The sequence below is a fragment of the Stenotrophomonas sp. STEN056 genome, from assembly GCF_056759635.1.
In genome coordinates this window covers 47687-62806 of the sequence record NZ_JBRRDL010000015.1, presented here as the reverse complement: position 1 = coordinate 62806, position 15120 = coordinate 47687, and the positions used below count along the sequence as shown (strand labels likewise).

The following is a 15120-nucleotide window of genomic DNA, read 5'->3' as shown; positions in this document are numbered from 1 at the left end:
CGTGCCGCCCGTCATCAAGCCGCATGTGCGGCTTGGCCACATCGACAATCAGGCATGTTCAGGCAGAGGTGCCGATGCGCTGCAAACGGTAGCTGCCATCAAGCACACCATTGACCCATTCCTGGTTGTCCAGGTACCAGTCAACGGTGAACGCAATGCCTTGTTCAAACGTGAACTTCGGCTCCCAGCCCAACTCATTCTTCAACTTGGACGCGTCAATCGCGTAGCGGCGGTCGTGCCCCGGGCGGTCTGCCACATAGGTGATCTGGCTGGCACGTGGCTGGCCATCTTCACGCGGACGGCGTTGATCCAGCAGTGCGCAGATTGCCTGCACCACTTCGATGTTCTGCCGTTCCGAGTTACCACCGACGTTGTAGGTTTCGCCCACACGCCCCTTGGCCAGCACGGTACGGATGGCTTCGCAATGATCGGTCACGAACAGCCAGTCACGCACCTGCTTGCCATCGCCATAAACCGGCAAGGGCTCGCCCGCCAGCGCCTTGGCGATGACCAGTGGAATGAGCTTCTCCGGAAAGTGGTACGGGCCGTAATTATTGGAGCAATTGGTGGTCAACACCGGCAGGCCATAGGTGTGGTGGAACGCACGCACCAAGTGGTCTGAAGCCGCCTTGGAGGCGGAGTAAGGAGAATTGGGCGCGTAAGGGGTGGTCTCGGTGAAAAGGCCGGTCTCGCCCAGGGTGCCGTAAACCTCGTCAGTGGACACATGCAGAAAACGGAAGTCCGCACCCTTCCCGGCCGGCAAGGCCTTCCAGTAATCGCGCACCGCTTCGAGCAGCCCCAACGTACCGACCACGTTGGTCTGGATGAACGCACCCGGACCATCAATGGAGCGGTCCACATGGCTTTCAGCGGCGAAGTTCAACACCGCGTCGGGCTGATGCTCGGCCAGCAGGCGGGAAACCAGCGCACCATCGCCGATGTCCCCCTGCACGAACACATGGTTCGGATTACCGTCCAGGCCTGCCAACGTCTTCAGATTGCCGGCGTATGTCAGTGCATCCAGATTGATGACCCGGATGCCCTTGCTCACTGCTTCCAGAACGAAGTTGCCGCCGATAAAGCCGGCGCCGCCGGTCACAAGCCACGTGGTCACGCAGATACTCTCCTGATCTTCGGCTGCCTGATGCAGCACGTTGGTTGGCTAAGGATATAACGAGGCTCGTTTCACAAGCTGCACCATTGAAGGCGCATGAGGGAGTTACATGAAAAATGCCGCGCCGCAGCATCACCATACGCATTCGCATGGAAGCAGCAAGCCAGCTAGAATCGGGATCGGACCTAGACACCGGCCGGCGCCGGCCCCCTCAGCACTCGAAGGACCCTGCAGCACATGAAAATCCTCGTCGCGTACAAGCGCGTGGTGGACTACAACGTCCGCATTCAGGTCAAGCCGGATGGTTCCGGCGTGGTTACCGACGGCGTCAAGCTCTCGCCCAACCCGTTCGATGAAATCGCTCTGGAAGAAGCCCTTCGCCTGCGTGACAAGGGCATCGCCACTGAGGTCGTGGTCGCCACCATCGCGCCGGCCGACGCCCAGGCACACCTGCGCAATGGCTTGGCCATGGGCGCAAACCGCGCCATCCACGTGGTCACCGACCAGGCCATCCAGCCGCTGACCGCCGCCCGCACCCTGCTCAAGCTGGTCGAGAAGGAACAGCCGGACCTGGTCATCCTCGGCAAGCAGGCCATCGACGACGACGCCAACCAGACCGGCCAGATGCTGGCCACGTTGTGGGCGCGCCCGCAGGCCACCTTCGCCTCCAAGGTCGAGATTGCCGATGGCAAGGCCACGGTCACCCGCGAAGTCGACGCCGGCCTGGAAACGCTGGAAGTCGACCTTCCGGCCGTCATCACCACCGACCTGCGCCTGAACGAGCCGCGCTTCATCAAACTGCCGGACATCATGAAGGCCAAGGCCAAGCCGCTGGAAACCCTGCAGCTGGCCGACCTGGGCGTTGAAGCCGCCGACACGTTCAAGACCACCCACTACGCGGCGCCGGCAAAGCGCAGCAAGGGCGTGATGGTCAAGGATGCCGCCGAACTGGTGGCCGCACTCAAGCAGAAGGGGCTCTTGTAATCATCCCTGATCAAGAGCCCGGCCATCCCTGGCCGGACTTTCCAATGCAGAAGCTCAGCTCCCCATTTGAAGGAAGTTCCGATGTCTAAGATTCTTGTGATTGCCGAACATCTGGACGGCAAGCTCAACAGCGCCGTCGCCAAGACCGTCTCGGCCGCCGCCGCCATCGGTGGCGACATCGATGTGCTGGTGTTGGCCGCCGACCCAGCCGCCATCGCCGCCGACGCCGCGCAGATCGCCGGTGTCAGCAAGGTGCTGACCCTGGCTAACCCGGCCAACGAACATGCCCTGGCCCAGGTGCTGGCGCCGCAGGTTGCCAAGGCCGCGGCCGGCTACAGCCACGTGTTTGGCCCCTCCACCACCACCGGCAAGGATCTGATGCCGGTCGTCGCCGCACTGCTCGGCGTCAACCAGGTCTCGGACCTGATGAGCGTGGAAGGCCCGCATACCTTCAAGCGCCCGATCTACGCCGGCAACGCCATCATCACCGTTGAAGTGCCGGCCGATCAGGTGGTCGTGGCCACTGTCCGTGCTGCCTCGTGGCCGGAAGCGGCCAAGGGCAACAGCGCGCCGGTCGAGGCCATCAGCGTTGATGTCGCCCTGCCCTCGCACACCCGCTTTGTCGGCCTGGCTGCCGGCAAGAGCGACCGCCCGGACCTGCAGAGCGCCAAGCGCGTGGTCTCCGGTGGCCGCGGCGTCGGCTCGGAAGAGAACTTCAAGGTGATCTACCAGCTGGCCGACAAGCTCGGCGCCGGCGTCGGTGCCTCCCGCGCCGCCGTGGACGCCGGTTATGTGCCCAGCGACATGCAGGTCGGCCAGACCGGCAAGATCATCGCCCCGGAGCTGTATATCGCCGTGGGCATCTCCGGCGCCATCCAGCACCTGACCGGCATCAAGGACGCCGGCACCATCGTGGCCATCAACAAGGACGGCGATGCGCCGATCTTTGAAGTTGCGGATATCGGCCTGGTCGGTGACCTGTTCACCCTGCTGCCGGAGCTGGAAGCCGCACTCTGACAAACCAAGCAGCCAACAGAGACTTGCAAACTGCCCGGCACAGCCGGGCAGTTTGCTGTTTACGGTTGGAGAAGGCGAAAATCGGGGATGGCCAAGTCAGACACCACCCCCAAAGACAATGATCAGCTGCTTCGGCGCTGGATGATGCTGCTCATTGCATGCCTGCTGTTGGCATTGGCTGGCTGGGGGCAGTATCGCAAGGCATCGCTGATACCCATATCGATCACACTTGAGCTCGCCGCTTCCAGCACTTCCGGCCAAGTCTTCTATCGGGGAGACAATAGCTACTCGGAGGCACGCTCACTGCCCTTGCAGCTTCGCGCCGATGCTGAACTTCACACCTATCGTGTAGAAATTCCCAGCAAGCGCACGGTCAAGGCCATACGACTCGATGTAGGCAACACTCCTGGCGATGCCACCGTTCAGAGTCTGGTGCTGCAACAAGGGGCCACCGAAGCAAAGCTCGTCGGATCCTCACTCAGGACATCCGTACTCGGCGTCAACCAACTGCAACTTCTTCCACCCAGCAACGATGCACTGCAACTGGTCTCAACGGGCACCGATCCTTACATCGAGTTCGCGGTGCCTGATGTGCTCACCAAGTCACTGCGCGCGCAGAAAGTACTGGCCAACGCGGTACTCGGACTGGGCGTGCTGGGGCTTGCAGTACTTGCATGGTTTGCTCGACGCTTGATAGCGGAATCACTGCGCCGATTGCACCCTGGCCGTGGCACTGGCCTTGCAGTAGCAGCACTGGCCGGGGGTTTGGCATTGCTTGCGCTGCTTGGCAGCGGCTGCGACGGGCTCTGCTCCCCTCGCGGCGTTGCCTACGGCAGCGCCTTGTTGCTGGCTGCGCTTGGCTTCACTGTTGTCGGCTTCGCACTGTTGAGCCTTGTTGGCTGGAAGCAGACACCAGGCAGACCCGCTCTTTTCCTTGCCCTGGTCACCGGCCAAGCCGCGCTTGTGCTCTATGTTCTGCTCAGGTCCGTCCTGCAGGACAAGATTGGCCACATTCCCCTCACCGGGATCGAGCTGTTTGTTCTCGTTGCCGCCGCGGCGGCCTATCTGGCCAGGACGCGCTTGGGTACAGCGACATGGCAACGACATTGGACCACCGGCAGATGGCTCCCTCTGGAGCTTGGATTGCTGTCGGCTATTTGCATCGCGATAGGCGACCGTGAGCTTCCCCGTATCGTGATGCTTTCAAGCGACCCGGATACCCATGCTTACTTCGCCCGACAGATCGAACTGCTCGGTGGGATTCCATGGACCGGAGGTGACCTGTTCAACTACCCGGCTGGAACTGGCGTACTTGGCTTCCTATGGGCCAAGCTGTCCCTGTTGGATGTGCGCAATTCGGTAACTGCACTTCCGCTGCTGCAGGCCTTCACCGCAGCCCTGGTAATCGCCGAAGCGCTTGCGTTGAGGTGCCGACGTTCCGGAACAATCACGCTGGTTTTTGCCACAGCACTGGGCATCACCTGCGCTGGCCTGCTGATACCCCTGTTCTCCGTGTACGCACACATGGAAGGCGCGGGCCGACAGATGGGAATCGCGTTCCTCGCCATTGCCACGCTTCCCCTGCTTCCGCAACAGACCAACAAACTGCGTTATGGCCGGCCGATGGCTATCGTGGCGTCGCTGTGCCTGCTGACACTGGCCATCCTCAATCCGATCAACATCGTCGTCCCACTCATACTGCTTGCAGCCTTTTCGCTGGGCTGCATCCTATGGGAACGCCGCATTCCCTGGCTGGCGCTATCGCCGCTGCTGCTGATCCTGCTGCTGTTGCTTGATCCCTACTATCACCAGCTACTGCTCGGCTCCGGCACATCCGCAAGCAGATTCACGCTCAGCGATGAGCTGCGGGAAATTCCCGGCGCGGAAATTCTGCACCATTGGAAAGCCCTCCTTCTTCAGGGCCCGTGGCAGTTCCTCAAAGGGTTCACACATCTGATCCCCGGCCAGAAGCAACCATTGTTTGGTTTGTTGTTGGCAATGTGCGCGCTGCCCTGGTTGCTCAAGCTGGGCCGAAAGCCAACCGCACTTGCTCGCGTTGTTTTGACCGCCGTATTTGTACTGCTCTCGCTCTGGGCGGCTGATCGTCTGTTTGCAACACTACTCAGCGACCGGCGTTTCTACCTGTTGCAGCCTTACTTCGGCCTCAGCCTCGGGCAACTGAAGATTCTCACGGTCACCGTCCTGGCAGCTGCGGCACCTGTTGCCTTGGCCCGCCATCGGCTCTGGAAAGTAGCACTGCCTGCAGCAGTCCTTGTAGCCCTTACCTTCATCGGCATGCACCGTGTGCAGCCCATGATGGAGTCGCCCCGCGTGGACTATTGCGGTTCACTCGGGTGCGCCAGCAAAGATGACCTTGCCGTACTGGAGGACGTCCAGCGTTTGTGGCGACAGCACGAACTCAGCGACGGATACGTGCTCCTGCCAAACTCGCGGCACCGTGCCCACAATGAAAGCTGGGTGTTCCCAGTAACAGGCACGCGCGCCTTGCCGTTCTACGACGGCCCTCCTGCTGCGTTCTACTACTATCAGGGTAGCGAAGACTTCACGACCGCCAACTACTTGGCCCACGTCTGTGAACGATTCGACCGTGATTGGCTACTTGCACAAGGGATTCGCTATGTATTCCTGCCATCGAACCGGGAATCCGCCTGCCTCGATGGCATGGATGCATTGCAGCAAAGAGCCAAGGTACTCGCACGTCACGGCCAGAGCCAATTCCTGGAATTGCAATAGGCAACCCCGGGCCAGCTCCACTGTGTGCAGCCACCCGGCAACACGGATAAACCCTTCGTCCATGGACCGTGGCCCAGATCCGACCACCCTGTGTCTTCTGTGAGTCGGCGTGATCCCATTCCGGAGAACACTACCGTCCAGAAACGTAATAGGCGTCATACAGACAGAGCGCACCATCGGCTCCTGCCACCAGCGTTGCCAGCAGGGTCACACCTATTGCGATCAAACGCGTCTTGTTCCCACTGGCAAATCCAAGCCAGCTCAACAAGAAAGCCAACACCACGAGAAAATAACGGCCCTGCAATCCTTGAACAAACAACGCGTCGGCTGCCGTCCAATGGATGAACAGTGGCATGGCGATCATTGCCAGGACTCCAACGGACATCAACAAGCAGCAAAGCCGCGTCAACCAACCCGTTGATGCGACATCAGCTGCCCGGTTACTGAACAAAGAAGCCAGCAGGCCGCATCCAGCGGCGAAGTAGCTCCATTTCGCCAGCGGTACATCCAACCAACCCAATACGCCGATGGCCTGCTGCAGCAGGACCTCAAGTCGGTCTGGCGCAAACGTGGCAGCCATCAATCTGGCAACCGCTATCGGATCGGCAACCAGCATCTGCAGGTTACCTGCCACATCCACCCCGGCCCGCGGCATTGCCAGCCCTTTCACTGACAGCACCCCCAACGAGTGGGCGAGCCATGGCAGTCCCACGACAAGCAACGCAGTACCGGCATGGCTTCGCCACGTCGCGTAGGCAGGGCGTGCGAACAGGAATGCCCCGAGCACCCAAGCTGCAACAGGTTTCAAGAACGCTATGCAGAACGCCAGCCCCAGCAACCAGGGCAGCGCACGCCGGGGACTCATCGTACCGCTCGCCAACCCTGACACCAGGCCCAGCCACGCGATTGACGCACCCAACCAAAGAGAATCAGCCGACAGCGATGCCATCTGGAACAACGACATCGGCAGCGTAGCGACAGCAAACAACGCCCAGCGCCCACGCCGGGCCCAGCAGACTCCGAGGTACACCAACCCAGCTGCCAGCATCAGGTTCAGCAGACGTGCGCCGTAGAGAAACACGCCGAACGGGCCATTGGCACGACAATTTGCTGCAAACGCCAAGCTGGGCAGCAGGTATTGGTGCGGGAAATAACCGTTCGCACCCACAGCGAGGTTTGCAGTATGCGGCCTGCATTCCATCGCTGCTCCGAGCTGGTGACGCAACTGCTCACCATTGAAAGGGGTCGGGTTGGATGGATAGCCAACGAAGGGGCCATACATCCCTGCGATATCCGCGAATCTTTCCCCCTCCCCGGGCCCCACGAATACCCCTGCCTGAATGCGGGCCACTTTTGCCAGATGTGCCTCTTCATCCGCCACAGCACCGGGTGGTGTCAGAAAGGCATAAGCCCCACCCATCAGCAGCACCCAGGCCAGCGCGAGTCTCGGAGCCGCTGCATCCAGGCTACCCACAAGCACCTCGCACCCGCCCTGCCTCCGACGCACCAGACACCATCGCACCACCATTCCAACAACCAGCAGCCCGCACACTGCACTCAGCAAAATACTGCCGAGTTGGACAACGCTCCAAACACCTTGCTGTTCCAGGACCTTCATCGGCGGACCGACCAGCCGCACCGATATCCTCGGATCGGATGAGAGCTCCCCGGGCTGCAAGCGAAGACAACCGTCTTCCACTTGGAAGCCGATTTCGACTGCCTCGATCACCTCATACTGAACCGGCTGCCCCTCTACCTTGAGGCCACATATCACCAGCTCCTGGTCCAGCGGCGGATCAAAGCGCAACATGCCTGCATGTACGCTATCCAGCGTAATCTCCGCCTGCTGCGGCACACGTGCGACCGACAACCAGCGGGAGCGCTCCTCGCTATAATCCCCTTGACGGGAATGGAAGACCTGCATGGCATTGCCATCGCTGGAGCCGTATTGTGCGAATTGAACGCTGATCAAGCTCCTGTTGCCGGCGTAGTTGGCTAGGAATGCCAATGCCAATGCAAGTAGAACCGCTATGACCCCACAGTAACGCCCCGGTTTCCGCAATGAGTTCCCCTTCCCTTCCACTTTTCATTCCTTTCGCCATCACACAGTGCAGACGAACAACCAAGATATGTCGCAACCATCATTGATCGCCGTAGTCATCCCGAGTTACCGGGTCAAGCGTCATATTCTGGATGTTATAAGCGGCATGCCATCCCTGGTCGGCAGGATATATGTTGTCGATGATGCCTGCCCGGATGGCTCCGGCAAGTACGTCGAGGAAAACTGTACTGACCCCCGTGTATCGGTTCACTACAACGAACAGAATACCGGCGTTGGTGGCGCGGTATTGCGAGGGTACGCCGAAGCCATCGCCGATGGTGCAACTGTCATAGTGAAGGTGGATGGCGACGGCCAGATGGACCCCTCCCTCATTCCCGATTTCATCGCTCCCATCCTGCGTCGCGAAGCCGATTACACCAAGGGCAACCGATTCTTCGATCTCGGTGCGATCAGACAAATGCCGCCGATTCGCATTATCGGGAACGCTGCATTATCGTTCATGACCAAGCTCTCCAGCGGCTACTGGGACCTTTTCGATCCAACCAATGGCTACACGGCCATCCATGCAGACGTAGCGCGCAGATTGCCCATTGATCGCATCAGCCGGCGTTACTTCTTCGAATCCGACATCCTTTTCCGTCTCAACACATTGCGTGCGGTCGTGGTCGATGTCCCGATGGATGCCCGCTATGGTGATGAAGTCAGCAATCTGCATATCAGTCGTGTCATCGGCGACTTCTTCAGCAAACATCTGCGTAATGGCTTCAAACGGATCTTCTACAACTACTTCCTGCGCGATCTGTCGCTGGCATCTCTCGAACTCGTCGTGGGCACTACCCTGATGATCGCCGGCACCGTGATCGGCGCGTATCACTGGTGGTCTTCGGTGCACACTGGCGTCGAAACCACTGCCGGCACCGTAATGCTGGCTGCGCTGCCACTGATTCTTGGCCTTCAGTTCGTCCTGGGTTTTCTCAGCTATGACATCGCCTCGGTGCCGCGCAAACCCATCCAACGGCAGAGCAATTTCAAGGAGCTGGTCAACGGCAACTGAATGAAACCGCTGCCTTGGATATAAGCTCAGTAAGCATATCCGTGCAACGTGATTTCCTTGGAGAACGCGCGGCTGATGATACCTGCCTGTTCCGCCGACAACAGTTCCCGATAGTGCCGCCGATCAGTTCGGTACTCCGATTTTGCGGCCACCCCAAGTGAGCCTTGATAGGGAATACCAAGCTCTTTGAACAGAACAGCCAGATCATCGTTCAACGTTTCATAGCGCAGAATTCGGTCCACCAGTACCGAGGTTGAATCAACCTCCGTGTACTTTCCCCAATCCGTTGGAAAAGCTCCTTCCTGGATGTAGCGATCCAACGTCAGATTGCTGTCCATGCGCGCGCGATTCATGGCGAAATGGGATATCACCTTGTCCCATGGATTCCGCTCGACGCAGAATTTCAGATAGCCATCCCAGACCGATTCCGGCAATTTTTCACGGATATCACGCCCCGGCATGTGGTTGTAAAAACCCGAATGATTCCGACACGCATGCCCTTCAACGGCAGGAGCGATCGGCGTCACCACATCTTCCGGACCGCATGCCTGGGAGAGGAATACCTCGATACTGGTGTCAGCCGTTTTCATCGTCTTGATGAAAACGAACTTGTACTTATGGGAAATTATCACCGCGCAGCTCCATGCCAACAAACACCACTCCAGAATTTTCCTTGAATCTCGTCAAAACCAATCTGACTCCAACAAAAGCTCTTGCCATCAGCCGTGTCTGGGTGGCATCGCCAGTTCAGCCCCAAGACTGATCAACGAAAGGTTCGGGTTGTAAGCTGGATCGTTGAGCAATGCATCTCCCCAACGACTCTTCATGAAATCGACCTCACCACGGAAACGGGCCAATTTTTCTTCCGTATCTTCCTTGCCACGGGAGGCTGACTCATGGTGGTAGAGCTCAGCAAAGGGGGTCCACACGTTTCGATATCCCGCAGCACGCACGCGCAGGCAGAAATCGATGTCATTGAATGCAACTTTCAGCTGGGAATCCAGCCCCCCCACTTCTTCGTAGACCTCCCGCCGGACCACGAGGCAGGCCGCGGTTACCGCCGATAGCGTCTGCGCCACGAGCGCGCGGGCACCATGTCCCGGATATCCCCTAGGCATGCCTCCGTAGATGTGCCCAGCAACGCCAAACATCCCGAGAATCACCCCTGCGTGCTGAATGGTGTCGTCCGGGTAATACAGCATGGCGCCCACCGCCCCAACTTCCGGCCGGATCGCCAACGACACCATCTCCTGCAGCCAGTCACCTGAGATGACCTCGATGTCGTTGTTGAGTAAACAGATCACTTCACCAGAGCATTGGGATACTGCCCAGTTATTGATTTCCGAATAATTGAATGGTGCGTCGTAGCGAAGCACACGCACGTTCTGATTTGAAGCCAGGCTTTCAAAGTAAGCCAGGGTCTCCGGGTCACTGGACTGATTGTCCACCACCACGATTTCATAATTCGGATAACTGGTCTTTTCAAGCACACTCTCCACACACATGCGCAGCAACTCAACGCGATCACGTGTCGGCACTACCAGACTGACCTTGGGAACCTGTGCACCCAGCCCCCAACGAATCCGGAAGTGACCATGCGGCAGCTCTTCAACCCTGGCCGCAGCTCCAATACGTTCAAGGTGATCGCTCACCGCACGTGCCCCGGCGACGGATGCATAGTCCTTGGCATCACGCGCCAATGCAGTTGAACCGGCAATGGCGCGCCAGTGATAGAGCACCTGTGGGATGTGCCGAATCTGGGCCGGCTGTAGTTGTTCGCTGCAACGGAGCAGCAGATCATGATCCTGGCTGCCCTCATAGCCAAGGCGGAACCCACCTACGGAGCGCACGAGCTCTGCATCGATCACCGAGAAGTGACAAATGTAGTTCTGCGCGCGCAGCAACTCAGGATCCCAGTCGGGTTTGAAATTCGGATGGAAGCGACGACCGGATTCGTCAACCTTATCTTCATCCGAATACAACATCCTGATGTCTGGATCAGCCACTATCGCAGCAGCCATCTCCAGCAACGCGTGGGGGCGCAACTCATCGTCGTGATCGAGCAGACCGATGAACGTGCCGGAGCAAACATCCAGAGCGCTGTTGGAAGCTGCTGAAATATGCCCGTTAACTGGCCGGTGCACGACTTTGATACGTGCATCGCGTGCAGCATACTCATCAAGCACCTGGCGAACATGCGCTGAAGGTGAGGCGTCGTTGGCGATGCACAGTTCCCAGTCCGGGTAAACCTGTTCCAGCACACTGTCGATGCATCGTCGCAACCAGCGCTCCGGTGTCTGATAGACCGGCACCACGATGGAAATCAATGGGCGATGCGGAAGCTGTTCCAGCTTCTTCTGCCATGCTTTCTGCTCGTCGCCGCCGATCCTGTCGTAACGTTCTGCCCAGTTCGCGTAGCCGGCAAGTGCCCGTATGTTCCCGTCACTGTAGCGCGCCATCAGTTCACGGGTCGCCGCAGCAAGTCCCTGCTTTCCCAGATTACCGAAGAACTCAACCAAAGCATCGGCGCGCGCGCGCCAGCCAAAATCGCCATCAACGGTACGCACCCGGCGCAGCATATACAGCAGTGCCCCGGGGCGACTGAGACGGGTAAGCTCCAACTGATTGATTCGGAAGCCGGCCTGAGTAACGGTGGGATCAAAACGAAGGGCTACGGTGTCATGCGACAGCACCACCAATACGTCCACACCACCATCGTGTCCTGGCTCGCCAAGCGAGATCATCGTGCTTTCATCGCCGCCTTTTCCATAGTCCGGGTACAGGCTTGGACCAATCACCTTGCCGTCGATGCCTTCTATCCGTGTACGCATCCGATACCAGCCACCAGACAGTCGATGGCCCAAGCTTTCTTTGGACAGCAGGAAGCGCGGGTCATTGCTGCTGGATTCCCACGTCATGGCTTCCGCCGCATGCCGCAGACCTGCAGATGGGATCAATGGATAACCGGACGCGCCAAGGGACATCGCTGAGCGCTTTATCCTCAACGTCAGAGGATGCCCGCCCACTCCCGCCAACCGCATGAGTTCCGACTTGTAACCCGCCTCCAGACTGGCACCGACCGCAGCGGCTCCTCCGCCCGAGACCGCGGCAGCTAAAGCGATGTAAGCCGCTTTCAGCACACATCCAGGCCCCGCCTTCGACAAACAGGTGAAAATCACACCAAGTGCCTGGGCCTTGCCTATCGCCTGCATCTCCAACTCAACCTGAGCCTCGGCAAGGACACCAGACAAGGTGAACTCGGTAACAGGAGCTGACAGCCTCAGGGCGAAGGTCTGCCGGCCCGCCTCACTGGAGACAATAGGAAGGACGACGCCTCTCCCGCCAGCAGTCAACTGAGCCGCAACAAGTTCATCGCGACTCTCAAGCCCCTTGGTCGTCACGCTGTACCAACCAGCCGCCAGCGGCGTCTGAACAACTGCGGACAACACCAACCCACCACCATCCAGCCGATTCGACGAGACAGCGGACTTGGCCGCGGAGAAATGCAACGTGAAGGGCTGGGACATTACTGCACAACTTTGACAGGAGAGAATTCAGTTCTTGGACCGAATAGGCCAAGGCTCGGTAGCGAGCTTACCTCGGTGAGGGGTTCCGCCCCTCACGCTCACCGTGCAGTACGAAGTGCAGCAGCGGATCGATATCGGTATCCCGGACGTCTGCATTTGCATGCAGGTAATAGGCCGAATCGAACCCCGGACCTGGATTGCGCCCCTCCCTCCAACCGAACTGATGATAGTGCACCAATGCTTCGATTCCCGAACTGGCTACATCCGGATAAGCTGCCAGATACCATCTGGAGTCGAACCATCTGCTCGTCCGCAATGGCTTGAGTTCCGCCCGCAAACGTCGTTTCTGGAAATGCCGCGATAGTCGCCCTCCCATAAAACGGCGATCCAAACGCGCTGCCACGGTCTCGAGCAACCTACGGCTGTGGATGCGTGAAAAATCTCCTTGGGCGGCGATCTGCTTCCGCAACTCCGCATCTGTCGCCGCCAACTGTAGACGCAACGCATCCAGCTCTGCCTGCTGTGGACGCATGGTGAGTTCATGGGTCAAAGACTGGCCCCGGATGTAATAGGCTTCCAGCTCTTCCTGCACGTGCTGAAGCTGAATCATCAGCAGATCCCTTTCCCGCACCAGCGCCTCGTCATGGACAAAAGTTCTCAGTGGAGGCTGGGCAATCGCTTTCCGCAATGAGTCCAACTGCGCCTGGTTTTCTCGAGCGGAGGTTTCAAATCCCTGAATCTGCGCCAAACTTGACTCAAGCTCTTCCTGCGCATGCTGTGCCTGTACCAACAAGAGGTCCCTGTCAGCACGACACTGTTCCAAATCCTGCGTCAAGCTTGCAAGCACCTGTTCAGCCCGAAAACGATCCTGGACCACAACGGCTCGAATGGCTTCATCATCATGACGGCTTCTCAGTTCCTTCAGTTCAACAAGAGCCTGCATCAACGTTGATTTGGCACCAGCCGGAAATGCAATCCCAGCGCTTTGAGCGGAGGAAGCCACCAATGCGTCGTGGATACGACACACATCTTCGTCCGCCTTGACCAATGCGTGCTCAACAACACAATCGAGGGCACTGTCCTTCTGAAGATCAGCAGGCTGCGGTTGATCCCTGTGCTCTACAACATCCAGGGTCCCATCAACGGCCGGCGAAAGGTGACGATGATCTACAAACACTATTGCTGTGCCCAATCTGGCTTTCAGGTTCAAAGCCATCCGGTTGAGCCGAACCCACTCATGCAAAACTTGGAACTGGGCCAAGCCAACGTCACCGCCATCAACTGCCGATGAAACACCCAGCAAGGCACTGACGGGAGATTCGAAAACCCAAACAACACGCACGCCTTCTGAACTGGCCTGTGCGTCCAATGTGTAACTGGCCAAATTGTCAGGGACACACCACGTCGCCCCATCATTGCCTTCGTGCAGGTATCGAAGCTCGGCAACCGACGCCTGCAGATTCTGGCCTGCTCCTGAAAATATTGTCTTCATGTGTCCACTTGTAGTCCTGCCGAGTCTTGCATCAGTAACGCATTGCCGCATCAAGAGCGCTTATCGCTAGCGATCATACACGGCTGCAACACCCCGGATCGGAGTACCTGCTTCCAGATGCCCCAAATACCAGTCATATGTCTGCAAGATACCCTCCCGCAACCCAATTTCTGCCCGCCAGCCTCTCGATTGCAATCGCGAAGTATCCAGAATCTTTCGCGGTGTACCATCAGGGCGGGAGGAGTCAAATAAAACTTCGCCGCGGTAGCCAGTAATCTCGACGATGTAACTCACCAGTTCCTTTATCGAGCATTCCAAGCCACTGCCCACATTAAGGTGATTGAAGCTGTTTCCGGTCACTGCGCTCCATTCCTCATCATGCATCGTCATGGTCAGAACACACGCGCTAGCCAGGTCATCAACGTGCATGAACTCCCTCAATGGAGTTCCAGTGCCCCATACGACCACTTGCCCCAGCCCGACCTCGGCAGCTTCATGGAAACGCCGCAAAAGTGCTGGCAGTACATGACCATCCTCCAAGCTGAAGTTATCTTCCGGACCATACAGATTCGTGGGCATAAGGCTTCGATAGCGCCTGCCGTGCTGGCGGCTGATTGCCTCACACAACTTCATGCCCGCGATCTTCGCCACCGCATAGGGCTCGTTGGTCGGCTCCAACGGTCCGGATAGCAGAGCACTCTCTTTGATCGGTAGAGCTGCCAATCGCGGGTAAACGCAGGAAGAGCCCAGAAACACCAGCTCCTGGATTCCTGCAGAATATGCCCCACCGATCAAATTGCATTCAATCTGAAGATTATCAAGAATGAAATCGGCAGGTAGGCGGGCATTGGCTCCAATGCCCCCCACCTTGGCTGCGGCTACATATATCTGGTCAACCCTCTGGTCGCATAGAAACTCATGAACCTGCGCCTGTCGGGTGAGGTCGAGCTCATGCCTGCCAGCGGTTACCAATTCCACAGCCTCGTCCCGCCTGAGCAGACGCACCAGCGCGCTGCCCACCATTCCGGACGAACCGGCCACAAACACCCTGCGACGCCCGTCATTCATAGCGGCGCACCAAACTTAGACGAATGTGGCATGTAAGCTGGCATCACA

General features: G+C 58.5%; 10 protein-coding genes. 4 read left to right on the top strand and 6 right to left on the bottom strand.

All coding sequences use genetic code 11. From position 1 onward, the window contains the following. Window positions 1-58 precede the first annotated feature (58 nt). Window positions 59-1114, bottom strand: a complete 1056-nt coding sequence (gene rfbB / locus ACVOLO_RS09925; RefSeq protein WP_481570101.1) for a dTDP-glucose 4,6-dehydratase — start codon at window positions 1112-1114, stop codon at window positions 59-61. 237 nt (window positions 1115-1351) lie between these two features. On the opposite strand from rfbB, the gene ACVOLO_RS09920 reads away from it, so the two are divergent. The 3 genes from ACVOLO_RS09920 to ACVOLO_RS09910 all read left to right on the top strand — a co-directional run bounded on the left by ACVOLO_RS09920 (window position 1352) and on the right by ACVOLO_RS09910 (window position 5869). Next, window positions 1352-2098: an electron transfer flavoprotein subunit beta/FixA family protein gene (locus ACVOLO_RS09920; protein ID WP_057627298.1), complete on the top strand. Its 747-nt coding sequence runs from the start codon at window positions 1352-1354 to the stop codon at window positions 2096-2098. An 81-nt stretch (window positions 2099-2179) separates the two neighbouring features. Next, window positions 2180-3115 (top strand): electron transfer flavoprotein subunit alpha/FixB family protein, encoded by a 936-nt coding sequence (locus tag ACVOLO_RS09915; protein WP_481570100.1) that lies wholly within the window; start codon window positions 2180-2182, stop codon window positions 3113-3115. A gap of 87 nt (window positions 3116-3202) precedes the next feature. Continuing rightward, entirely contained in the window at window positions 3203-5869 is a 2667-nt protein-coding gene (locus ACVOLO_RS09910; protein WP_481570098.1) for a hypothetical protein, read from the top strand. 130 nt (window positions 5870-5999) lie between these two features. Here ACVOLO_RS09910 and ACVOLO_RS09905 read toward each other — a convergent pair whose 3' ends face one another. Further along, entirely contained in the window at window positions 6000-7841 is a 1842-nt protein-coding gene (locus tag ACVOLO_RS09905) for a DUF2142 domain-containing protein (RefSeq protein ID WP_481570097.1), read from the bottom strand. A gap of 157 nt (window positions 7842-7998) precedes the next feature. On the opposite strand from ACVOLO_RS09905, the gene ACVOLO_RS09900 reads away from it, so the two are divergent. Then, on the top strand, window positions 7999-8985 hold the full coding sequence (locus ACVOLO_RS09900; RefSeq protein WP_481570096.1) for a glycosyltransferase family 2 protein: 987 nt from the start codon (window positions 7999-8001) through the stop codon (window positions 8983-8985). A gap of 26 nt (window positions 8986-9011) precedes the next feature. Here ACVOLO_RS09900 and ACVOLO_RS09895 read toward each other — a convergent pair whose 3' ends face one another. From ACVOLO_RS09895 to ACVOLO_RS09880, 4 genes are all read right to left on the bottom strand, one after another. Beyond that, window positions 9012-9617 (bottom strand): hypothetical protein, encoded by a 606-nt coding sequence (locus tag ACVOLO_RS09895; RefSeq protein ID WP_481570095.1) that lies wholly within the window; start codon window positions 9615-9617, stop codon window positions 9012-9014. Window positions 9618-9704: 87 nt separating this feature from the next. Beyond that, window positions 9705-12512, bottom strand: coding sequence for a glycosyltransferase family 2 protein (locus ACVOLO_RS09890; protein ID WP_481570094.1), 2808 nt, complete (start codon window positions 12510-12512; stop codon window positions 9705-9707). A gap of 67 nt (window positions 12513-12579) precedes the next feature. Then, entirely contained in the window at window positions 12580-14004 is a 1425-nt protein-coding gene (locus tag ACVOLO_RS09885) for a hypothetical protein (RefSeq protein ID WP_481570093.1), read from the bottom strand. 66 nt (window positions 14005-14070) lie between these two features. Continuing rightward, complete coding sequence (locus ACVOLO_RS09880; protein ID WP_481570092.1) at window positions 14071-15072, bottom strand: GDP-L-fucose synthase family protein; 1002 nt, start codon at window positions 15070-15072, stop codon at window positions 14071-14073. Window positions 15073-15120 lie beyond the last annotated feature (48 nt).